Here is a 22,398-nt window from a genome sequence, read left to right as displayed (position 1 = left end):
GAGAAAAGAAAGTGACAGCAAAAGCACTTAAACAAGTATCCGACCGTTTCAGCCTATTCAATGACGGTCGCAAGCTTAGCGCCAACAAGCGCAATTACATCATCAAAGCCGTTCAAGCGATGCTCAACAGCCCACGAACTCAAGAGCTATTACGACTCGGTGAAGCGTATGGTTACTATGGCCATCAATCCCGCCAGCGAGCGAATAAGCTCTCAATCGGTGAGACTGAGGTGATCATGATTAATGGTCGTCCGGTTGTGGTAGAAAACGTGCCATCTAACCGCACAATCTCTATCACCTGTTCAGATGACGGTATTGTTGAACACACTCAAGAGTTTTTAGATACCGACACAGGCCGTATTGCTTTAGGTTTGCACAATAGCCGTGCTGGTGGTTGGAGCTGGGCGACTGGTGGCCAAGATACACGCGAGGCATCGATCACGACTTCATATCACGGTATGGACTACGTATTGCAGCCGAACTATATCAGCCTAGACCATCCGGCCATGATGATGGAAAGTGCGAACAGCGAGCAAATGATCCTCGAATCGCTACAGGAACAAGGTTTTGATGAGGAATCCGCGCGTAATATCTACGCGAACATGACTCAACAGACTAATGTTGAGCTTGTCGGTGATCTTACTAACCAGCTTATGTACCTAGAAAGCGTGAACGCAGAGTTGCGTGAAAAGGTAGAGCAAAACGCTAAGGCAACCTCGATGCTGCTTGATGTTGTGGACTCTTTACCTATCTATGTGACCGATGCGCAGCGCAAAGCGATCGCCAACATGGCCAGCAAGGAAGATCATCAAGTGGTGCGAGCTATGTTTGAGTCGCTAGGTTCCCGAAAAATGGCGACTTTACCGACAAATAGCTACGTTCCAGTAGAGCAAAAAGTGAGTGTTGCGCCTCAAATTAAACAGCAGTTCGTCAACTTCGGATCTTCGGCACGAAAATTCCAATAAGTTGATCAATTAAAAAGCGCCACCAGCGATTAGTAATTAAGTACAAAAAACACTCAATAAAATCGAAAATACTGGTGGCCAATTCGGAATTTTATAAATCACTAGGCGCGACAGGACGAAAATAGAGTTTATCTTTCTTGAAGTGCGTTGGTCGCCAGTCCCAACCAGCGATAGATACGCTATCTCGCGCGCCAGTAATATACGACACTGAGCGCAACACATTGACACCCTTATCAAAGTTAATCGCCTTATCGGCCTTTAGAACGAGTCTACCGTCTTTTTGGCTATGCAAACCAAAGGTGCAACCTGAGATTGTTACTAACAAATCCAACGGTAGCGCTGGGGCGTTCTTTTTCGGGAACTGTCGGCGCTTAAATTGTTGTTTTAATTGGTTAACTTGAGTTTCTAATTGCTGTTCAGCACTTGGTGGAGGAGTAAATTTCATCACAGAGTTATCCACAAAATTCGATGTGTTCGGAATATTAACACGTCCAAAAGGAGTTTAAATAGATAAAATTTTTGGTAAACTCTAGCGCCAGATGGTAACGCACCTTGTTCGGAATCGCTTTGATACAGAGACTTGTTTGATCAACCATTTACGATCAATAATAGGGGAGTTTTTCTGTAATTAGATCATGGCGATACCGTGATAGAGAGAAAGTGATTCGATTTCGGGCAACAGAAAATAAAAAAGCCCGCTTTGGCGAGCGGGCTTTCTTACTGAAATCGAGCTTTAAGCGGCTAACTTAAAGCGTCACGACAAACGAACTTAAGGAAAGTCATTATGCCGTAATGAATTAGACCGAAGCCTAATCAGGCGAGACATTTAGTTGGCGACTAATGCCTCAAATGGTTAGTAATTAGTTTAACAGTTTAGATTGAGCATCAATCTCAGCGAATGTTAACACAAATTACACCACACTAAAGCAGGTGTAAGTATAACGTTCAAAGAGATCGGTGGCAAATTTTTACGCCTTTTTTTTGAGCAAATTTTATGCAAAACACACCGCTTTTACTGCATCCTTGCTACTGGAAGTCAGGATTCAGAACCCAAGCCTCCAATATCAAAGCCAATAAACCGTCGGCACAACGTAAACTTGCTTGCCTACTAGAAACTATCTCAAGCCATATTCTTAAGCATGGCCATACCTGCTTTGCATCAACTACTCGATTGGTACAGGTCTACAACGAGAACTGCGATCGCTATGGTTGTCGTCCAACCACTTTTGACACTCTCAAAAAACAACTGAAAACAGCAGAAGACTTGAACTTAATTGTCCGAGAACAGAAGCCAAACAATGCAACAGGTCAGAATCTACGTCACATCACTCTATGCGTAGACGCCATCCAAGAAATGTTCGCTGGCGCATACAAATACGCGCTACAAGCTGCACAAAAGCGTTTTAATAGACAGAAACGGCACTCAGGGGGGGCTTCTGTGGAAAAAACTCTTGAGGCCAGTGCTGACAAGGCTTGCGAGCAATCAGACAAAAACAAAAATGGCACTATAAATACAAAAGATCTCTCTACAGAGAGTAAAAATAAAATTAATAACGGTATCCCGTCTGATTCTTGGTTTTTGAAGATCTTCAAACGTGACGCTGACGAAGTAAAACAACTTCAACTAGCAGCTAAGCAAGGCCGCCTATCAGCTAGTGGAGCTCGTCGTGTTATCAAGCTGTACAACAAGCACCAACAGCCTTTAGCGCCTAAGTTCGTGTCATACCTTAAGTTTGTGATTGCTAGCTGGCACAACAAGGCTGCAAGCGCCGTGAAAGCTAGCGTGAACAAGGTTCGTGATACAGCCACCATGTTAGCAGAGTACATGAACACCATTTCCGAGAAAGAGTCTCAAGGCTTAGTTGAATACTATCGTGACGCAGTCGGGCGAGTACAAGTCAGGTATCTGTAATCACTGCTTGATGTGAGTATTTCTATACATGCGTGACCTAAAATGTGTCATAATTACCTAAATCTTGTTATTTATGGATGTGCATTTGCATGAGTGATGAAGAATATTTCTACCCTGCGGTAAGCGATAACCTCCCGAAACATATCAAAAAAGGCCATCAACTGGTCTTTAGTCGTCAAGATCTATCCGCTAGGGAAGCAGATATGTTTGCGTTGATGATTGCACATATGAAACCAAGTGATTGGGAGCAGAAAACACCACACTATGAGTTTACTTCACATCAATTATCAGAGTGGTTAGGTGTTGAGTCTAAACATATCGGTAGCAACTTAAGTCCAGTAGCGAACCGCCTAGCTAGTCGAAAAATCGGGATAAAGGTGGAAACCCCGAAAGGTGATATTGAATTCGACTATAGACCTCTTTTTAAACATATAGCTTATAAACACGGCATACTTACGATGGTTCCTAACGATATGCTCAAATCAGAGTATATTGAATATAATCAAGGATTTGCTCTGATTAATACTCGCAATTTCTTTGAGGTAAAGAAGGAGTATTCTAAGCGCTTGTACGAACTGCTTAGTCGCTTCAAAGACAAGGGCTTTGAAATGCATGCGCAAAAGCTTAGTGAACTGAAAGGAATATTTGGGCTTTTGGACGAATCAGGGAAGCTGAAAAAAGATAAAAGTTCCTTCAAAAACAACAGCGTATTTATGAAACGTTGTATCAGGGAAAGCATTAAAGAACTTTCTGAACACCCTCAGATTAGCAAAGAGCTTCTATTTTTAGAAAGCAGCCAAGGTGATAAGGGTTTTGAGGTTGTAAAGAAAGGTAGAACCATTACTGGAATCAAGTTTCTCTTCCGGTGGGTTAAACTAGGTTCAATTGATGAACTAAATCAACACGATGCTCTTAAGACAATTCGACAACTTGAATTGAAAAGGCTTCAAAACCAAGTCAGACTCACCGAGTCTGAACTAGAATCACTTGCCATCGCGTACCGCTATGTGGGTAAAGAAGACCACGCTCTTAAAGTTGAAGCTAGCTTGTCAAAGCGACACTCAGAAAAAGAGCAACAAAATCATGATGATGGAATGCATGAATTAGAGTCGTTAATGGAAAAGATAGATACCCTTTCAGAACTAACCGATACACACGATTACTGATAGCTAACAAGTTTTAGGTCATGGGCTCGATAGATGACATTTTCTAGGTTGAAATGAGCTATGTGACACATTTTAGGTATATGGGAGGGAATTCGACGTGATCATTGACTCGAAAGTAGAAAAAACCGGACAAGACTCCTATACAACCATCTCACACACCTAAAATATGTCATTTAAGAACAGAAACACCTAAAACCTGTTATCCAATCACCTGATATATGATCACTTTCACCTAGATTATGTAGCACTAAAGCCTATAAGAAGATCACAAACACCTAATAAATGATCAATTAAACCTAGATCTTGTTACTTAAAGACCTAAAAAAAGATCTTTAAGCGAGTTAAACCGCATTAAAATCAATACGTTACGATTCCTATAGATCTTATAGTTCTATAGTTTCCATAGATTGATATAGTTAAATATAGATCTTTATAGCGTATGTGGATAACTGGAAAATCAAAGATTTACACAGTTTCCCACATACACAACAAGTTTTTGTTGTTTAGATGAGTTAATGATCCTAGCTATAGACAACGGCATGCTACAACGAATAGCGGCCGCATTTGTGTGAGTTCTTGACAAAAACACGAATTGACAGGAAATATTAATTATTGGATAGTTGTAAGTGTGCTCTAGAAGCAACAATGTACTTCTAGAGCAGCAGCGTTGGTTAACCGAATAGTGCTTGCACTATAACGGCGACGAGATTGATTATCGCTATAATCAGTTCAATTAAATTTACCATTTGTTCCCCTGATAAGGCTCATGGTGAAAGACAACGCACAAGGGTTTTTGATGGTGGCCGCCATCGTTTACCCGCATACACGAAGTGAAGCTTTCTAGCTGCTTCGAGCTTGGTTGGTGATTACATAATTACCTCCTAATTAATTAAAGGTTGGGTTCTTCGAATCCAGCCTTTTTTTATATTCTTCACACAATCAAGGTTATTAGGGAACGTTTTGTTCCAAGTCTTGCAGTGCCGAGTATTCCAGACTTTTTGCTAATTTTGCAAACGCCCAAACGAGTTGGTTATCTCTTTCAGGTTAAGGCGTATGAAAACTCCCAAGTCCTTATGTCCCATTGTGATCAGATAATTCCCCTTTCATAAAGAAACGCTTTGAAAAATATTCATTTCTCTACATGAATCGGGATATGAGCAAGATTTTTATCCAATAATTCATGTTCATTTTCCCTTTCTGCTTGATGCTAACCTCAAAAGAAAGTTGCCGCTTCCAGCAGATGGGTTAGCGCATTCAATATATTGCTGTTAACTCATCTTATCCTGTTAAAAACAAAAATGCTTCCCCGTACAACTTAAGTGGTTAAGCTTCCTATCATTTTGGCTAGTTTTTGCCCACTAATTTCTAATTAGCCTAAGTGTTGGCAGTATTAAACTCAACTATTTGACGTCGATAAGATGCTAAACGATCTGGAGTCATGGTCACGTAAGGCATCTGTTTTTTACTATACCGTTATTTAATGATTACGGAACCTAACGGACGAGGTTTCTTGATGAACCAATTCAAACTAGCTTTCGCGATTGATGCTTTTTCAATCCTTCATCTATATTTGTAACGCGACAGTATTATTGTTTTGTTTGGTTGGTATTGTTTATTTTTGTTGCTATTTTGTGTTTTCTGTCATTCCGAATGGGAAATTATTTATCTATGATTTGTAACTTTATATATACATTAAATTTTGGAGTATTCGGATTAGATATTGGATAAAAAAAGCTTCTAGTTTCCCCGAAGCTTTCCATTACTCTTATCCCGATAGCTAAACGTATCCGTCTATGCGAGGTGGACTTCATCATCATCCACTTTGAAAAGAGAAGTGTTTAACTTGCTAAGTAGCTTGTCTACTGGGATTTTCCACATTTTACACAATTCATTTAGGTTGTTCTGACCGCTCTTAATTGCATTGGCCAAAGCGAAGCCTAAGACGCTGTTAGAGGTGTTGGTCATGTACTCCTTAACGTCTTCTTGGATTTGGTTGTGAACTTTTTTGCTGCTGTTCTCTGATACTTTCTGATTCATTATATTATTCCGTTTTCCTGTTTCTGATATAAAAATACATCATTTCGGTTTTTGTATTGGTGATTTTTGAATTGTTTCTTAATCCGGTTTATACTGAATTAAAAATTTACTTGTTCGGAATTATTGATGGGTGAAATAATTTCTGAAATTAAGCGATCTCAACTGGAACAACGGCAAAGAGAGCGAGACAAAAGCTCACCATCAATCCTGGATACATTCGAGGGCATAGAGCCTACGGACGAACGCGAAGCTCTGGCGAACCGGTTACAAGATGCCGATGTGACATTGGACGACAAACCGGATCGCTGCCCGACTTGCAATGGCACAGGTTACACCAAGTCGTTATTTAGCAAGTGGGAGTGCTGTAGCTGTTTTGGGACTGGTTACGACCTTTCCGATCCGGTTGCCGTTATCAAGTGGCAAAAGCTCTGCCTCGATTGGTCAAAGAATCGGTTATATGAATATCGCGTTGCATTGATTAAGGGGACTACAACCGAGGAAGAACGACTAGCAAGTGAAGTGGAGAGCTTCTATGAAAATGCGAGACGCAAAGACTAAACAGGCCGCTCGAATCCAATCGCTTGAGTATAGACAGCAACGTGCAGCGCGAATCAAGCGAGCGAGACGGCATGCAGATTTAACCATACTCGAAATGAGCAGGTTAATCGGGTTATCACCAGACACTTATCGAAAAATCGAGAATGGCGAAGTGAACCCAAGGGTGCAAAACCTAGAACTGATAGCTGTCTACACAAGTACAGACGTGGGCAATTTGTTCTTTGGTGATGCGATTTCTAACAGAGACGAAGCGGTAAAGAGAGATACCGGAGAATAACGAATGGCTTCAAGAGGCATTAACAAGGTCATTCTGGTTGGTAACTTGGGGTCAGATCCCGAAATCCGATACCTGCCAAATGGCGGCGCAGTAGCGAATATCACGATCGCTACATCCGAAACTTGGCGCGATAAAGCGACAGGGGAGAACCGAGAAAAAAACGAGTGGCATCGAGTGGTGTTGTTCGGCAAGTTGGCCGAAGTAGCGGGGGAGTTCCTACGCAAAGGGTCACAAGTTTACATCGAGGGTCAATTGCAGACTCGCAAATGGAAAGACAAGCAAGGCCAAGACCGTTACAGCACAGAGGTAGTAGTTCAAGGCTTTAATGGCGTGATGCAAATGCTTGGCAATAGCCGAGCTGGTGGCCAGCAACAACAAGGCGGTTGGGATCAATCTCAACAGCAATACGGCGAGCCACCAATGGATTTTGACGATGAAATACCGTTCCAGAACGAGTTTCGTCATTACAAGATGCTGAGTTACGTGGCGGCTTGAACGGTGAGTAAGCAAAATTTAGCGTTAGCAACTCAAGACGACTTACTGATTGCATTGCGTCGAATGACCACTAAAGCGCTTATGGAAATGCGCGAGGCGACAGGCGAAACGGATTTTACGGACACACCAAGTGCTTTTTATTTCAGTAACCGTGCAATCGCGGCAGAAGTAAACGGGTGTTCGGGTCATGTGGCCGAACTAATCCAAGACAGCTACCTCGACTACGTTCACAAAGGTAGCGAAATACTGGTTTGGCTGGATGACTTAGAAGAACGCCTAGAGCGCTTTGCTAACCAAGAATAAAACACTTTAACCCTATTCCCTTATCCCAATTTTTGAGTAGTAGAGAAATTGCCCGATGAGCGATGTTTTTACTGTAGAGCTTCCTTGGTGTGCCAGCTATCCAAGATGACTCAACCTATTGGGACGTGCTTGGAACGTTATGGAAAGCGCAAGGCTCGCACCAACATCAAGGTGTGTGGTCGTCCCTGTTTACGTGCCCGAGACGCAACAAGCACAAGGTTATGAAGTCGTCAGAGCGCAAGGCGTTCGCCAAGCTACCCAAGGTGATCACTGCCTACCGCGCTATCAATGACGAATCCGAAATCGAAACTGCACTTTGTTGGACGCTATCTGAGGACATTGCTAAGCGTGTTTTCTCTCAAGGAGGCCGCCGCAAGGTGGTATCTAAGCAATTCACCAAGGACGAGGTGTTTGCCTACTTCAACCGCCGTAAGGAGCAAGAGATTTTAGTTGTACAAGGGCTTATCTAGTTATGGCCAGAGCACCACGATTCGATCACTCTTTTCTCGCAAACCAAGTTGCTAAGCGCAAGAAGTGGAAAAGCAAAGGCGTGAAAGCTGGCCACGGCGGCGACTTCAATATCGATGCAGCACTTAACGAGATTAACCGTTCTGTTAATCACATCATCAATCCGGTATCGATAAACGTCCCAAATACTGCGCTGGTGGACAAGTCAGAGCTACCAGCCTGGCTTATCCGTATTCTTGAGAAAGACATTGACGTTGCGCGCGCTGCGACACAGAAGAAAGTGGAACTGGATTCACCACACAAAACGCGCCTTGCACAAGGGATTAAGCGCCCGAAAGAGTTTAACGACACGAAGCTGGCCGAACACTGGTTACAGGTGCGTTTGTTCTACACGTTAGAGACGCAGTACAAGGACATTTACCCGCTGGTTTTCTCAATCCCTAATGGTGGCTACCGAACACCTAAAGCGGCTTCGATGATGAGCTATGAGGGACAAAAGAAAGGTGTGCCAGATATATTTTTTCCTATCCCGAGAGGGGTGTATCACGGGTTCTTTTTGGAGGTGAAAACGGAAGAAGGTCGCCCAAGTAAGGAACAGCAGGAAAAGATAAAAATGTTCCAAAATCTAGGATATTACGTGGTTGTGGCCAAGGGGTTTGATGAGTGCATTTGTCAAATTAATAGCTATCTCCAATTGCCAACATTTGATAACAAAACTAGACTAGCCGCATAAGTATATAAAAAGGGCTTAGTTATCTCATGTTAGCGAGTGAATACCACAGCATTGGCCAAAAGCCAGTTGATTTAGACGTGTTAGAAGCAACAAAGGTAGTCCGTAACTTCCTATGCGATTACCTTTACTATGACAAGTTGTTGCTAAGCTATGCTCCCGCAGGGGAATTTGGTAGCGCTCAAGCGTATCGTTGGCTTACTGGTGGTCATATTTGTGACTACGATGCTACTGGCGACACAATTGCACCAAGAGAGAAGATCAACTATCGAGTCATTAGAATGCTATTCGATGCTGGTCTAATCAAAGTAAAAACCAACATCCGAACGCCACATACTCGCTGCGTTATCTTTGAATGGGTTCGAGACATTAAGAAATATCGTCGTGAAATCCTCCGTACTAAAATCTTTGGCGAGAATGTTTACCTCACTAGCGCAATGATTGATGCTACAGCGGCGCAATATGGTCTGACCGTGACGTTTGTCGGTGCGAGAGGTGTCTTTGAGATATTGGATGGTAATGGCAACTCAATCCCGAACGGCCAAGCCAAGAACACCTACATATTCATGAATAGTGTTGGTGAGCCAGTAGGCCGACTACGTGATATGTCCTATTGGGAATGGGAACAATACTTATACGACACAGCGACACGCGCCAAGCTGCGCAAAACGCCTCTCAAAGTTCGTGATGGCATGCGCAGCCACTTTTCGGAGTTCAAACGAGCTTAACGCCAATCCTTGATCATCTTTCCACAAATGCCGCCTATATGGGCGGTATTTTTTTTGTATTAAAAACAGAAATTGTGTTCGGAATATTTACGGTGTGTTCGGAATGGTTATAATCGTCTAATGGCAGGACGTAAACCCAAGAAAAACGCCTTAACCCCTCAGCAGCGCTGGAATCGTCATCTTGCCAAGATGGCTAGGTTTGACATTAAACGTCAATACTACCGCGCCAGCGCGACACAACGAGAGCAAATTAGGCGACTCCAAATAGAACTTGGCTGTAGCAGTCGAGAAGAACTGGTTCTTTACGCCATCAATCTTCTAGGCCAACAGCACGGAATTTATCTGAAAGATATTCAAGAGGACTTAGCGTGTCTAAACAAAAAGCCGTAGGTAAGCACGAACTGATCTCAGCAATGAAAAAAGAAACGGGCGCATTACGTGAAGAATGCGAGCTGGTTTTTGATGCCTTTATCGAAGAAATCTCAACTCAAACCATGATTGAGGGCAATGCTGTATTGCTTAGTGGTTTCGGTACGTTCGCACCTCGCCTTAAGAAAGCGCGAGCTGGCCGTAATCCAAAAACGGGAGCACCAGCGATTGTAGCTGCGCGAGACAAGCTGACTTTTAGTGCATCGGATGTATTCCGCGATGAGCTGGCAAGCAAGGTAAACGAGATCAAGGGGGCACATTAATGAGTACACGCTTAAACCGAACTGACATTGAAAGAAACATTTCTAAACGCCTTGGCTTAAAGCTTACTGGTGATGATGCAGAGCTGGTGGGCGATTGTCTGGATGCAATGATCAATCACATTCTGGTTGAGATTGCGAAAGGCCGTGAGGTGCAAATTCGAGGCTTTGGCCGTTTCCGTCACATAGAGCGTGAACGCACAACCATTAATCCGGCGACGAAAGAGCGCTTAGGTGTCAAAACCGAGCACAGCGTATTGTTCTCTGCTTACAAGGACATGGTACGCGTCCATGAATGATAGTAAGGCAATTGGGCTACGTGTCTTTATCGGCTCCGTTCGGCTACTGGCTATAACCATTGTGTTAGCGCTGGTGGCTGTTGTCGGTATTGGCACATACAGCTTTTATGGATTGGTGGTCTATCCAAAGATAGAGCGAGTGAAGATTGATTTGGACGCAGAGCGCATAGAGCGCATTACTGTAGCGGCCAAGAGTGGGGAGAAGTCAGAGAATGGCGCACCTAGTCAAAAGTAAGACCGTCGAGGGCGCAAAGAACAAATGGGCGACTCGTTGGGACTATTTCTTTGATGCTCAATTCCTCTTTCGACGTGATACCGGAAAACAGTTTGTTTTAGACGTGGCCGCCGAGCCACAAACCGCCAAGGCGAACCGCTTCTACGTGGCTCCTGACTGGATTAACGAACAGCCGAGCTTAAGCCAAAACACAAGGCAGCTCAGCTCCTAAACCCTGTTTGTGTTGGGTTCGATGGCCTACAAGGTGAATGGGAAGATGGCTGGTGGTGCAATCCTCCGTTCGACCTTAAGTTTGAGTTTCTGGAAAAGGCGCTAGAACAAGCCAGAAAAGGCCGTGAAGGCATGATGTTGTTACCACATGAAGAACTCACAACGTGGTGGCTGGACTTGGTTGAGGGCTACGCCTCTTAACGCGCTGTGGTACTTCTTTCTGATAAAGATTGGCTACTATAAAACACTCAAGAAAGCCACCAGAAAAAAGCGACAGAAACAATCTTTAAATGGGTAAAAATCACAAAATGAAATGCAAACTAACATTGTGATATGTTCGGAATGAGTTTAGTATTATTCCCATAGGACAGTGACGGATACGACTTCCTATACGGTGCGCTTGTCTAATAAGGTTGTGCAAGCGTTGTAGGGTAAAACCTACAGGCTCCCAAAGAGGGCAAAGGGTTGATCTTCGAAAGAGGGTTAGCCCTTTGTTCTATCTATCCCCTACCAAAGAGCGCCTATATGAGCAGGCACTATGAGAAAAGTCCACGAACTATTCTGGCATCGCAAACACGACCGCATCCTTAAGCGAGAGCTGGCCAAGGATAAGCTGTACACCAAAGAGCTGGATAACTCCTTACGCAAGATGATTCACGAAATAAACAATCACCTTAAGCAAACTGAAAGCGTCAGCTAGATTGAGTGGAGTAAAGAGCATAGTATTAACAAAGCGATGCACTACAAAAGGTGAAGCATGCGTACTCAAGCACAAAAGAAAGGTAAAACAGTTCCCAAGGCGACTAAGAACAAAAAGAAACGCTCATTGTTTACAGAGGCAGAGCTATTGAATGGCTTAAATGCCCACACGGCACATAGTGATGAGCTAGCCAGTGTTTCTAGTAAAGAGCTAGGCGAGTAGCTAGGTAAAAAATACTTGAAACTAGCATTCCGAACGGATAAATTTATGTATACGCGATTTAAATAGTTGCCATTGTGACGACCGTGTTTTCCTTTAAAAATCTTAGACAACTGTGCTCAAGCGCCTTTGGTTATTCCATTGGCGCTTTTTTCTTGATTTTTCGAGGTAAGTATCAATATAATTGCCTTGTTTTCGTGTGAAGCGTACAGCTTCGGCGAGTGATTCAAAGAAGGTTTGCAAAAGAGCTGGTAGAAATACTGGCTCTTTTTATGTGTCGTGTTTCAACCTATTGAAGAGGCATTTTTAGTGTTCTATATTTACCTCGCTCGCAAGAAAATGGACGTGGATACTCCAAAATATAGATGGCCAATTGATTGGTTATTGAATTACCTGTTATTGACAACTCCTCAAAATCAAAAGGCCACGGTAAAATGTGGCCTTTTCTTATGTTAAAAACATCATTTTTAAAAAGTCTATTCGGAATTATAAAGGCCGTAAAAAACCAACTAAAATACACGCTACCGAGAAAATGAATACGCATGTGATTCGCTGGTGGCTCCCCGAAGCGAATAGATTCAAACAGTACCTATCAAATGGGGTAAAAATCGGCACTGGTTGGCGGTTTAACACATCCCCAAGCCAATGCGACACACAACCGCATCCAAATCCACACAGAATCGCACCTAGAATCGTGCTGGTGGCTTTTAACGCCTCAATGGGTATTAATGTGCCCCCTATCGCTAAATGATAGCCATAAACCGTTACAGCGAGCCATATCGAAAGGATGTGGGTGTAAGTTCGGTGCGGGATTCTGTCAAATTCAAGCCAGTCCGGTGCGCTCGAACCGCTTAAGCAACCAAGAAATGCCAGGATTGAATGCAGTGGTGTTGTGTCTGCCATTAAGGCGAGAGGAACGGGCGCAAAGCACAGTGCGCCCCAAGCGTGTCCAGTTCGGCTCATTCAGCTTCGCATCGAGCGCAATACGCATAGACGATGGCACTCATCGCTATGGTTCGATTGCGGTAGTTGGTGGCCAATTTCTCAAACGTCTCTGCAACTTCGGGGTCAATCCAAGGACTGATTTGGCGTGCCCCTACTAGGTCGCCCTCGATTACTTCGGGGTGCTTTTCTGGTAGTTGGTTTGGATCAGTGTTGTTGATGGCCAACTGATACAGCTCGGTCAGGGTAATTCCGTTCTGTTCGCATTGTTCGCATGCTTTTGCGTGAGCAAGGCGTGAAATTCGCACTTGAAGTAGCGTTAATCCCTTTTCCCGTTGGCGGGTTCTAAACATGGTTTGTCGTGCTTTGGTTTTGGCTTTGTGTCTGAATTTGATGCGCTCGGGTGCTTTCAAGGGGGTATTCCTTTCGTCACGTAGCGCGTTGTCTTGGGTATGGGGGAAGGTGGCTAGTGAGATAACGCAGCCAATTACTATATCGTGCCGCAGAATCAATTGTACATGAGTAGCGTTACTCACTAGCTGGCCATGATTATATGCAGAAAATCGTTACTGTAAATACTATTTAATGTCGCGTTATCAAATTTTGTCTTTAAAACATTATTGACAATTAAATTATTTTTTAACTGGCCTAGTTCGTGTTGTTGTCACCTGTTTGAACTCTGTATTATTCCGAACGTAATAAAATGAATGGGGTTTAACCGTGTCCGGCAAGATTGACTATCAGGCTCACCAACAGCAGTTTTGGGAGCAGTTAGAGAAGCAGCCGACTTTGACGCTGGCCGAGTATTGCGAAGCCAACGGATTGAAGTACGGCACCGCTAAGCGATATATAAAACGGCCAGCCAAAACGGGCGGCAAGTTCCAACCGTCCGTTATGCCAAAAATCAAAGCGAAAAAGACCAGTCAGGGCAATGACTGGCATTCCCTTTTGAAAGAATTTCTCGTGCGTGGCGCTCAAAACCCAACGCTCACGATGGCCGCTTTTGCGAAAGATAAAGGGGTGAATGGTGCGACATTGCGCCGCCAGTTTAATTCCATGCGATCGCTGCCCGAGTTTGATCGATTATTTGATCTTTACGATGAGCAATTAGCGAAATTTCAAGAAGCGAAAAACGACAAGAAGAAAAAAAGAGCTGATAAATCAAAGTCCAAAGAAGCGGGGGCAACTGCGCAAGCGCAAAGTGCGCAAGGCGATCGCGCGAAAACAGGGGGTATTGGATCACTGCGCAAGCCGCGATCAGTTGAGGGACTTTCGCAGTATTCCAGTGCTCAAGTGGGTCGCCCTGTTGTGCATGGTGGTTATGCCCGTAGTGCGGGTATTACTGGCGAAATCATGGATATTCTCATGGATACCGATCCGCTTTCGGTTTGCAACGAACTGATTATTGCCCGTTCGCAGTATTACCGAATGAATGAGACGTTAGCTAAACGCCTTAAAGAGATCGATGAAATGGAAGAAAGCGGAGACATTCCGCTCGATGACGAAAACCAGCCAGTAGACATAAACGCCATGCGTGACCGTCTCATCTTTGGCTATGGCACCAGATTGCGTGAACTGGAATTGAGTATTTCCACGATGGCCAAACAAGAGGCCAAGCGCTACATCGATTTGCGTAAACAGGAATACGCTGAATTGATGATGCCACACTTACTGCCAGCGGAAGAAACCAGCCTAGTAATAGAAATGCTTTCTCTGCGCACTAAGAACAACTGGACAGCCTTAGAGACGTGTCAGCAAATCGAGAAGTTAGGCGCACGTCCACCAGCAACGCTATTGCATGAAGCTAAGGTAGAACTAGCGAACCTAGAGCCAGAAGTAGACGACACTGGTATCAGTGAGCAAGAGCTGGATGAGCTGTTTGATGACTACACGTTAGAGCAGATTGAGCAGCAAGATAACTGGCTACCTGCGCGCAAAGAAGAAGTAAACCGACGAATCAAAGAAGCCGAAGACCTAGAGAACGGCGTAGAACCTACCCTATCCCCATCCCAAATACAAAACGAAGCCGCTAAAGAGCAAGCCTATGATGACCTCGATAACGAGGGAGTGTCGGGGTTTGACGATGTAGACAGCTTCGAGGTACTTGGTGGCTAGAAGAATAAAGAGCGTAACACAAGATCCCCGTTACCCTGCCCTAGTTAAGCGGTATCGCTATGACTGGAAACGCCTCGCTGTTGAGCTAGTCGGTAAGAAGCCGAGCTGGCAGCAGCGCAAAATCATTGATAGTGCTCAGCGTATTGGTGCGCGAACGACTGTCAGCTCTGGCCACGGTACAGGCAAGTCAGACATGACCAGTATCATGATCATTGCTTTCATGCTCTGCTTCCCCAATGCGCGTGTTGTGCTGGTGGCGAACAACGCGAGACAGGTACAAATCGGTGTATGGAAGTACCTAAAATCCAACTGGAACACGCTCTTACAAAAGCATGGTTGGTTGCAGCAATACTTCACCATTACCGAGACAGCCTTTTTTGAAAACTCAGCAAAAGGTATCTGGCAAACCAGTGCTAAATCGTGCCGTATTGGTAACGAGGAAGCGCTAGCGGGTGAACACGCTAAACACTTGTTTGTTATTGTCGATGAGGCGTCAGGCGTCTCTGACAAGGCTTTTGGTGTGTTAGCGGGGGCATTGACCGAGAAAGATAACCGAATGCTGTTATTGAGCCAGCCAACGCGCCCTAGCGGCTATTTCTACGATACGCATCACCGATTAGCCGAGCCTAGTGGTCGATGGCGAGCCATCCGGCTTAACTCCGAGGAATCTCCGTTCGTAACCGTGGAATTTATCCTCGATAAGCGATTGGAGTATGGCGGTCGAGAGGCACCGGAATACCTGATTAAAGTACGTGGGGAGTTCCCAAGTTCCATTGCTGGCATGCTGCTTAGTCGGGATGCGCTGGACAAAAGCGCAAGGCTCAACCTCGATATGCCCGATGGTTGGGGTTGGGCTGCGCTGGTGGACGTTGGTAATGGTCGTGACCGCTCGATACTCAATATCTGCAAGGTTTGGGGTCAACGCATGGAGCGCATCGTTAAGAGCGTGAAATTGCTTGAACAACCAAGCACGGTCGATCCGGTTCGGTTCGCTGACATTATCCATGCAGAGTGTAGTGAGGACTTGTACCCAAACATCACGATAGCAGTGGATAGTGACGGTGTAGGTTATGACACGGCGACTTGCTTAGAACGCTACGGACGGCGCGTACAGCGCATTCGTTGGGGTAAGAAGATGCACTCCACCAGCGATAAGCAGCGTTTCTTTAACCAGCGTGCGTATGCCAATGTTATGGCTCGGGATGCGATAAACCAAGGCCGCATGCAGATAGATAAGAACGTCAAGACGGCAGAACAAGGCAGTAAAATACCTTGTGCAATCAACGAGTCAGGCCAATGGGTAATGATGCCAAAACCGATGATGAAAGAGAAAATGAACATCCCATCACCTGACCGTTGGGATACATACTGTTTTTCTCAATTGGTAGATTATGTGCCGCACGAAATGGAAGTAACAGAGAGCATGCTAGAGTCTCGCAGTTCAGTAGAACAATGGGTACTGGAAGCGCTTGAATCGGACGATGCTTAATTCCGTTGGTGCCAACATATAAAAGTAATATGAAAAGGTGGCGATACCGTTAAATATCGCCACCAAATCACCAATCAAAGCGGAACAACAATAATTTAGCTTAAAACCTTAGTTCACTAATCCATCGAACTGCGAACGTGCTTTGCTTTCGTTCTTGCTTCTAAGCTCTTTTCTGGCTTCACGAATAGCGTCAACTTCGCTTTCTATATACATATTAGCGTTAGGGTACAGTACCGACTTAAAAGCATTCGCTTCATCGAATATCGAACGTCCCTCAGTGGTGTTGTTCGTGATTAGCACATCGTGATCTTTACAAGAGCGATGCCTAATTAGAACAAGGCCACCAGCGTTAACGTGAACCTTTTTAGCTACGCGAGAAATGCCACCATTGTTGCCATCATAGGTATGGATGATAGCTACAATGTCATTGTGTTCTTGACCGCGCTTTCTAAACTCAACGTCTGCATTGTCTTTGAAGTATTTCAATTCATTCAATGCAGTGTTTTTATTGTTAGTGAGCTGTTCTTTCTCATCTTCTGGAAGATCGTAGGAGAGTTTACGGTCGAGGTCGCGTAGGTATGCTTCAAGTCTTTTGGCTAGACGTGCGCCAGTGACTTTCTGGCTGCTAGCTGCTTTATTAATTGTGATGTTAACGCGACGGACGTTCTCAATTACGGTCGTCTCTTTAAATGAGTTAGATGAGCTGTTGAAGTATTGAGGTGCGCGCTCTAAAAGCTCTTTATTGGCTGATTTCGCGGCCTCAATATACTCAAGTAAACGAGTGGTTGGATTACCACGTTTTACTACAGCTACGATGCGATCATTGAATAGTCCACTATCTTCTTTGCCATCTATTTGTTCGGAAAAAGTCGCGCGGTGCTTCAAGGCACGTTTTAGGCGCGCATCTGCCGTTTGTTTGTTTGCAAGTAATTGATTAAGTGTTTCTATATCAATAGCTTTTAAATCTTTAATTTCAGTATTTTTTTTATTAATCATGGTGAACGGTTGCTCCAAATTACATTGGAGGATAAAGGTTACACTCCATCCCTGAGCGTATGCGAGTAACGAAAAACCCTACCTTTATCCTTAATGCGTAGCATACCGTTTTTGTGTTCGGAATTAAATAAAAAACGAACAGAAGAACGTTATAAGTGTTGCTTTTTAAGCGAAGAAGTGATCTCGAACGAAGTTTAATACGTCATCACGATTAATGGATGAATTGCATAGTGCGTTCGGATGCGATTGGATAAGATGCATCATGCAAATGTCGGTCGCGTCATCGAGGAACGAGCTGCTAAATACATCTAGGGACAGGTCACATTTGTCTAGTATTTCGATTGGAATTAATTGATTCAACGTGCAGTGCATATCTATATCTCTTAAGCCAATTGACTGGATAGCCAATACGTATATAGCTCTGATTTGGAAAGAGTTTAGGGGATTCTCGCCAGCCGAGCTGATGTTCGCGGAGTATTATGAGACTGTGATCTTTGATTGTCTAGATATGCAAAATAATGCAAACATATCGTTACTAGCAGTTAGGTTTTGAGAACGTGACCTATACCGCATAATAATTGAGGATATGCATATTTGTTCGTTTCGCGTGACGACGTAACACCGTCATTATATTTCCAAAGACGGGTAATTGTCGTAGCGAGTTTCAAAAAACCTCTTTTAGTTTCAGTTCTAGACAGAACTGAAACTAACTTATCCAATGTTTTGTCGCTGGTCATCGACGCAAAAAGACATAAAATCCAATAAAAACAACAACTTATCAAATATCTAAGATTGCTTTCTAATCCTGGCATTTTGTGTGAATGAACCTAAATATTCCATAGGAATATTGATAAAAAATGACTTCTTGCTGGTGGTGTTTTGAGCGCTATTGCGTTATTTGTCAAAAGTTGATTAGTCGGTCACTTCTGGAACCCTTCGTGCTTTTAATTTAAGTATTCCGAACATAGTTGAAAAAGATATTCCTTTGGAATATATTGTATTCTGGGCAAACACTGGCATTTTGCCAAAAAAGGATCAGCAAAAATGTTTAAAAAAAATGAATTGGTGTCGCTTTCGGATGAGTGGGCGAGTAAACGCAGTGCCATCCAAGAGCGCCACCACGACCTTATTCTTATCTCTTTGGATGAGCTAATTAATGAATGTGGAGGCCAAGAACAAGCCGCCGCCATCATTCGCAATTTCTACGGTTTCCCTTGTGTGCAAGGCACGATCAGCAAGGCTCGAAAAGGTAATAATGCGCTAAAGATTCGCTCTCAACTTCGCTTTGCCATAAACACAATTAAAGAAGCTCAAAGCATCCAAGCACAAACCAAGATGATCAATCACTTTGGCCGCTTACCTGTTCACCACGACTTCGTGCGTGTCGATGGCGAACTAGGCTTATTCTTGGGATTTAGCTTGTTATCTCGAACCCTACAAATTCAAGTGTTCGTTGGTGGCGAGTTTAAAACGGTTAATGCTAATCACGTGGAGTTGATCTAATGGCTGCTTTCCCTGCGCGTGACTTAGACGAGTTGGAAAAAATAATCCGTTTAATGGATGACATTAACCCACTTATCTCTATGATGATTGAAATGGAGGTTCGTACAGGTTTACGTTATTGCGACATTTCGAAGCTAAAATTCAGCGATGTGATGATAAATGGCGTGATCCGGTCTTCATTTAACATTGTTCAATCAAAAGGTTTTAAAGGCCGTATGGCCCGAGGTAAGAGCGAAAAAGCCGCTAAAGAGGCCGCTCGAATCACCATTCACGTTAATGCCGAACTGGAAGAACTAATTAAACGTATCTACTTACACAATGGCCATAATGAGTTGATGTTTCAATCTAATCACCACTTGGCCAAAAAGGGCAATGCGATCAGCATCCAGTATATCAACCGAGCGTATAAGCGCATAGCAATGGAGTTGAGATTGCCATATCAGCTATCAACACACTCGATGCGAAAAATGTACGCCATGCTACTGCTTGAAAAGAAAGCTTCTTTGAAAGTGATTAAGGACGCGCTTGGTCACTCTAGTGTTGCCGTGACTGACCACTACTTAAGAACGTTCCACGACGAAGCGAAAGAGTACACAACAGGCATTTCATTAAAACCAAAGGCAGAATAAAGGGAGGGGAAATTATGTGTAAGGCTCTAATGAACGCGAACTTACGAGTAAACGAATTTAAGCTTCGACAACAGGAATTTTCCCGAACCCCAATTCCGAATGACCTTAAACCAAAGGTAAGAGAATTAATGAAAAAAGGGTTCAGAAAAAAGGCAATCAAGCTGGTGCTTGGTTGCGGTTATGATGACCTAAAGACTATCAATCTGTCGCATTAGTTATAAATATAAAAAATTGTTACACTGTAACCTCTTTCCATTTGGCTACATGTTACATATAGCTATCGAAATACGCAACCAAATCAGCAAAGAACTATGGGGGCGTTGTTGGAATCGCGTTTGTAAGCAATTTATTTTATTAATAATATTGCGAAAACATAGAATCTATTCTAATTGTTTATAAGCTAGTGGCTTCACCTCAAGCTATTGCCTGAGATTACTTGGGTACGATCATCAGCAAAAGGAAAGATGCGATGTTACGGAAGGCTTTACTGGGTACCTATCTTTGTAGTTTATTCATTGTGGGAAATGCATATGGCGCTGAAGGAGATGATATTCCTCAACGCGCCCAAACTGCTGGTGATGTTATTGAGCGTCCAGGCGTTCTCACACCTAAAGGTAAATGGTCATTTGATTCGTCTTTAAGCTATACACAGAACTCTTCAAACAAAGTATCTGTTGTTGGGTATACAGTCTTACCAACTCTGATTATTGGGCGAATTGAAGTGAGTGATTCGGATAGGACTACAGTAACCGTTGGCTTAACTGCTCGGTATGGTTTAACAAACGCCACAGAGTTAGAAGTTAGAGTGCCATATGTATATCGTAATGACCAAGTTTCTACGCGTCCCATTCAAGATGGTTCAAACAGTGAAGTCGTAAACACAACGGTGGATGGTGGAGGGCTTGGTGATGTAGAGTTCGCATTGAGGCACCAGTTTAACTTTGAATCTGCGCCATACTGGGTAGGTGGCCTTAGAGTCAAGTCGGATACAGGACGATCGCCTTATGATGTTTCTATTGAAGATGGAAGCAACGCATTTAGTGATGTCCCTACTGGCTCGGGTTTTTGGAGTTTTGAGCCTAATTTATCTCTTATTCACCCTGTTGATCCTGCGGTTTTGTTCGCTAGTTTAAGTTACATTTATAACTTAGAAGATACTGTTACAGTTGGCGATACAAAAGCTGATGTTGATCTTGGGGACACTATTTCTCTTTCTGGGGGAATGGGCTTTGCGGTGAATCCTGATCTTTCATTCTCTTTAGGGCTTAGTCATAAAACTATTTTAAAAAGCAAAGTAAATGGCAGATCGGCAGATGATGCTAAGTTGCTTCAATTAGATGCATTAACTTTTGGTATAAACTATGCCTTTAGTGAACGCTCATCTATCAATGTTAGTGCTCAAGCTGGTCTTACAGAAGACACTCCCGACTTTCAGTTAACAGTACGAGTACCTTTTAATTTGTAAAATGGAGGTACAGTAAGTGTGGATTATAGGAATAACTATTGTCAAAGATAATGTATGGAGAGCGTACAGTAGCCTGTTGATGAGTTTCCATTTCTTTCACTCCACTAATAAAGCTAAAATCCTTTACAACATCCGTCAGGAGGACACAACTGTTGTAGACGGCACTACTTCATTTCTGCACTGCGTATTAACTTGTAGGTCATCATCAACGTAGTCTTTCTGGTCCCACAGTTCTTCGTCTTGTTCGTACTCAAACATACTGTGGCGAACATGGATTCTATTGGCTTAGAGGCGCTTTAGGAAGGTAGAGATCTCTGCCATCCAAGATATCTTGTAATGCATCCTTCATCCGTGGTAGCACGCTTTTGGGTACCTTGCTAAGCATATTTGTCACTTACGCTACTGTAGCTTGCGGCCCGCACTTAGCCATGACTTTTCAGAAGCCAAGTTCGCCATCTCCGGTGGCGAACTTGGGTGCTAACAGCAATTCTTGTTCTTTTGAGTGCTTAATGAGTCCTGTAACTTGTTTTTGACTCTTGGTGACGATCCAGAATTCCAGGGGCTTTTTTGTTTCCAGTGTCATCGATACCAATAATGACGAATAAAAAGAGCTGATCATCCATGTTCCTACCACATTAACTTACTCGTTTCACTACCCCCATAGAAAATTAAATAGGGATAGCAAAGAGAATTTATCTTAATTTTAAGTAGAAAATTTAGCACTTCAGAATGATATCACATTGGATTTTAGTACCGAAAAAGACTTAAAAAGTATGAACCTGCTATATTTTATCTCATACCTTTTAAGTTTTAATTATTATAAGTTAATGATTTTAAACATTAAATAATAAAGGTGATTGTTGGATAAGATACCTTTATCAATAAAGGATGAATGATCTGAACAATGCAATAGAACGAATTACTTCTTTATATTATCTTCATTTCATACTTGATGAGCACTTAAAGTAAATACAAAAAATAACATTATGATTATGCTGTTTTTTTCTTTAATCTACTAAAGAGACGCACCTAAATACTCCTTTCTAGCCTGAATTATTCTCAATCATGAGAACAGCTTTCACTGATCCTTTCTTATAATTTCATCGCTTCCCACAACATTTGAAGGAAGCTGAAAAATTTTTAATCCGAACTACTACTATGACAGGAAATGGAGTAATTGTTATGACTCTCAACAAAACAGGGCTTGCTTTAGCAATGTCAGCAATTTTATTTAGTGGCTCTCTAATCGCGAATGAGATCGATGATGG

At 43.2% G+C, this 22,398-nt stretch carries 27 protein-coding genes and 1 pseudogene; 22 read left to right on the top strand and 6 right to left on the bottom strand.

Annotation, left to right across the window (positions count from 1 at the left end):
• The first annotated feature begins 11 nt into the window (after window positions 1–11).
• Window positions 12–965, top strand: coding sequence for a hypothetical protein (locus R7Z10_RS20815; RefSeq protein ID WP_017634066.1), 954 nt, complete (start codon window positions 12–14; stop codon window positions 963–965).
• Between the two features lie 91 nt (window positions 966–1,056).
• Here R7Z10_RS20815 and R7Z10_RS20810 read toward each other — a convergent pair whose 3' ends face one another.
• Window positions 1,057–1,413 carry a hypothetical protein gene (locus R7Z10_RS20810; RefSeq protein WP_155486349.1) on the bottom strand — a complete coding sequence of 119 codons (357 nt, stop codon included), beginning with the start codon at window positions 1,411–1,413 and terminating at the stop codon, window positions 1,057–1,059.
• A gap of 546 nt (window positions 1,414–1,959) precedes the next feature.
• On the opposite strand from R7Z10_RS20810, the gene R7Z10_RS20805 reads away from it, so the two are divergent.
• The gene (locus R7Z10_RS20805) at window positions 1,960–2,877 is read left to right on the top strand and encodes a hypothetical protein (RefSeq protein WP_017634068.1); all 918 of its coding nucleotides are present in this window, start codon (window positions 1,960–1,962) and stop codon (window positions 2,875–2,877) included.
• Window positions 2,878–2,966: 89 nt separating this feature from the next.
• A complete protein-coding gene (locus R7Z10_RS20800; protein ID WP_318105832.1) occupies window positions 2,967–4,043 on the top strand; it encodes a replication initiation protein in 1,077 nt (358 codons plus the stop codon).
• A gap of 1,791 nt (window positions 4,044–5,834) precedes the next feature.
• Here the strand turns inward: R7Z10_RS20800 and R7Z10_RS20795 are convergent.
• A complete protein-coding gene (locus R7Z10_RS20795; RefSeq protein ID WP_054579112.1) occupies window positions 5,835–6,080 on the bottom strand; it encodes a hypothetical protein in 246 nt (81 codons plus the stop codon).
• A 126-nt stretch (window positions 6,081–6,206) separates the two neighbouring features.
• Here R7Z10_RS20795 and R7Z10_RS20790 point away from each other — a divergent pair, with 126 nt between their 5' ends.
• The 14 genes from R7Z10_RS20790 (at window position 6,207) to R7Z10_RS20725 (ending at window position 11,994) form a co-directional block, all read left to right on the top strand.
• A complete protein-coding gene (locus R7Z10_RS20790) occupies window positions 6,207–6,638 on the top strand; it encodes a hypothetical protein (protein WP_017634071.1) in 432 nt (143 codons plus the stop codon).
• On the top strand, window positions 6,613–6,915 hold the full coding sequence (locus R7Z10_RS20785) for a helix-turn-helix domain-containing protein (RefSeq protein WP_213916129.1): 303 nt from the start codon (window positions 6,613–6,615) through the stop codon (window positions 6,913–6,915). The genes R7Z10_RS20790 and R7Z10_RS20785 overlap by 26 nt, the downstream gene beginning before the upstream one ends.
• 3 nt (window positions 6,916–6,918) lie before the next feature.
• Window positions 6,919–7,410 carry a single-stranded DNA-binding protein gene (gene ssb / locus R7Z10_RS20780; RefSeq protein WP_170894063.1) on the top strand — a complete coding sequence of 164 codons (492 nt, stop codon included), beginning with the start codon at window positions 6,919–6,921 and terminating at the stop codon, window positions 7,408–7,410.
• 3 nt (window positions 7,411–7,413) lie between these two features.
• The gene (locus R7Z10_RS20775; protein WP_054579110.1) at window positions 7,414–7,713 is read left to right on the top strand and encodes a hypothetical protein; all 300 of its coding nucleotides are present in this window, start codon (window positions 7,414–7,416) and stop codon (window positions 7,711–7,713) included.
• 89 nt (window positions 7,714–7,802) lie between these two features.
• Window positions 7,803–8,183 (top strand): hypothetical protein, encoded by a 381-nt coding sequence (locus R7Z10_RS20770; protein ID WP_017634075.1) that lies wholly within the window; start codon window positions 7,803–7,805, stop codon window positions 8,181–8,183.
• A 2-nt stretch (window positions 8,184–8,185) separates the two neighbouring features.
• Window positions 8,186–8,914, top strand: a complete 729-nt coding sequence (locus tag R7Z10_RS20765; RefSeq protein ID WP_054579109.1) for a VRR-NUC domain-containing protein — start codon at window positions 8,186–8,188, stop codon at window positions 8,912–8,914.
• 26 nt (window positions 8,915–8,940) lie between these two features.
• Entirely contained in the window at window positions 8,941–9,639 is a 699-nt protein-coding gene (locus R7Z10_RS20760; RefSeq protein WP_017634077.1) for a hypothetical protein, read from the top strand.
• A 120-nt stretch (window positions 9,640–9,759) separates the two neighbouring features.
• Entirely contained in the window at window positions 9,760–10,029 is a 270-nt protein-coding gene (locus R7Z10_RS20755) for a hypothetical protein (RefSeq protein ID WP_017634078.1), read from the top strand.
• Complete coding sequence (locus R7Z10_RS20750) at window positions 10,008–10,331, top strand: HU family DNA-binding protein (RefSeq protein WP_017634079.1); 324 nt, start codon at window positions 10,008–10,010, stop codon at window positions 10,329–10,331. The genes R7Z10_RS20755 and R7Z10_RS20750 overlap by 22 nt, the downstream gene beginning before the upstream one ends.
• Window positions 10,331–10,627: an HU family DNA-binding protein gene (locus R7Z10_RS20745; RefSeq protein ID WP_017634080.1), complete on the top strand. Its 297-nt coding sequence runs from the start codon at window positions 10,331–10,333 to the stop codon at window positions 10,625–10,627. The genes R7Z10_RS20750 and R7Z10_RS20745 overlap by 1 nt, the downstream gene beginning before the upstream one ends.
• Window positions 10,620–10,862, top strand: a complete 243-nt coding sequence (locus tag R7Z10_RS20740) for a hypothetical protein (RefSeq protein ID WP_017634081.1) — start codon at window positions 10,620–10,622, stop codon at window positions 10,860–10,862. Before R7Z10_RS20745 ends, R7Z10_RS20740 begins: the two co-directional genes overlap by 8 nt.
• A complete protein-coding gene (locus R7Z10_RS20735; RefSeq protein WP_017634082.1) occupies window positions 10,840–11,073 on the top strand; it encodes a hypothetical protein in 234 nt (77 codons plus the stop codon). Before R7Z10_RS20740 ends, R7Z10_RS20735 begins: the two co-directional genes overlap by 23 nt.
• Window positions 11,074–11,610: 537 nt before the next feature.
• The gene (locus R7Z10_RS20730) at window positions 11,611–11,772 is read left to right on the top strand and encodes a hypothetical protein (RefSeq protein ID WP_017634083.1); all 162 of its coding nucleotides are present in this window, start codon (window positions 11,611–11,613) and stop codon (window positions 11,770–11,772) included.
• Window positions 11,773–11,829: 57 nt separating this feature from the next.
• Entirely contained in the window at window positions 11,830–11,994 is a 165-nt protein-coding gene (locus tag R7Z10_RS20725; protein WP_170894064.1) for a hypothetical protein, read from the top strand.
• Window positions 11,995–12,477: 483 nt separating this feature from the next.
• On the opposite strand, the gene R7Z10_RS20720 is transcribed toward R7Z10_RS20725, so the two are convergent.
• Together R7Z10_RS20720 and R7Z10_RS20715 are read right to left on the bottom strand one after the other, a co-directional pair.
• Window positions 12,478–12,954: a metal-dependent hydrolase gene (locus R7Z10_RS20720; protein WP_155486347.1), complete on the bottom strand. Its 477-nt coding sequence runs from the start codon at window positions 12,952–12,954 to the stop codon at window positions 12,478–12,480.
• Entirely contained in the window at window positions 12,951–13,346 is a 396-nt protein-coding gene (locus R7Z10_RS20715; RefSeq protein WP_213916128.1) for a hypothetical protein, read from the bottom strand. The genes R7Z10_RS20720 and R7Z10_RS20715 overlap by 4 nt, the downstream gene beginning before the upstream one ends.
• 307 nt (window positions 13,347–13,653) lie before the next feature.
• Here R7Z10_RS20715 and R7Z10_RS20710 point away from each other — a divergent pair, with 307 nt between their 5' ends.
• Both R7Z10_RS20710 and R7Z10_RS20705 read left to right on the top strand, forming a co-directional pair.
• Window positions 13,654–15,048 carry a hypothetical protein gene (locus R7Z10_RS20710; RefSeq protein ID WP_017634086.1) on the top strand — a complete coding sequence of 465 codons (1,395 nt, stop codon included), beginning with the start codon at window positions 13,654–13,656 and terminating at the stop codon, window positions 15,046–15,048.
• Complete coding sequence (locus R7Z10_RS20705) at window positions 15,041–16,537, top strand: hypothetical protein (protein WP_017634087.1); 1,497 nt, start codon at window positions 15,041–15,043, stop codon at window positions 16,535–16,537. The genes R7Z10_RS20710 and R7Z10_RS20705 overlap by 8 nt, the downstream gene beginning before the upstream one ends.
• Before the next feature lie 108 nt (window positions 16,538–16,645).
• Here the strand turns inward: R7Z10_RS20705 and R7Z10_RS20700 are convergent, their stop codons facing one another.
• Window positions 16,646–17,533 carry a hypothetical protein gene (locus tag R7Z10_RS20700; RefSeq protein ID WP_017634088.1) on the bottom strand — a complete coding sequence of 296 codons (888 nt, stop codon included), beginning with the start codon at window positions 17,531–17,533 and terminating at the stop codon, window positions 16,646–16,648.
• Window positions 17,534–18,577: 1,044 nt separating this feature from the next.
• On the opposite strand from R7Z10_RS20700, the gene R7Z10_RS20695 reads away from it, so the two are divergent.
• From R7Z10_RS20695 to R7Z10_RS20685, 3 genes are all read left to right on the top strand, one after another.
• Complete coding sequence (locus tag R7Z10_RS20695; RefSeq protein WP_054577250.1) at window positions 18,578–19,036, top strand: hypothetical protein; 459 nt, start codon at window positions 18,578–18,580, stop codon at window positions 19,034–19,036.
• Window positions 19,036–19,665 (top strand): tyrosine-type recombinase/integrase, encoded by a 630-nt coding sequence (locus R7Z10_RS20690; RefSeq protein ID WP_053307330.1) that lies wholly within the window; start codon window positions 19,036–19,038, stop codon window positions 19,663–19,665. The genes R7Z10_RS20695 and R7Z10_RS20690 overlap by 1 nt, the downstream gene beginning before the upstream one ends.
• Window positions 19,666–20,134: 469 nt before the next feature.
• Entirely contained in the window at window positions 20,135–21,130 is a 996-nt protein-coding gene (locus R7Z10_RS20685) for a transporter (RefSeq protein ID WP_054579104.1), read from the top strand.
• A gap of 67 nt (window positions 21,131–21,197) precedes the next feature.
• Here the strand turns inward: R7Z10_RS20685 and R7Z10_RS20680 are convergent.
• Window positions 21,198–21,753 (bottom strand): annotated as a pseudogene (locus R7Z10_RS20680) (IS256 family transposase); the annotation flags it as partial.
• Between the last annotated feature and the right edge of the window lie 645 nt (window positions 21,754–22,398).

The sequence above is a fragment of the Vibrio sp. Vb1018 genome, from assembly GCF_033338775.1.
Classification (GTDB): domain Bacteria; phylum Pseudomonadota; class Gammaproteobacteria; order Enterobacterales; family Vibrionaceae; genus Vibrio; species Vibrio alginolyticus.
This window is presented reverse-complemented; position numbering and strand designations above follow the sequence as displayed.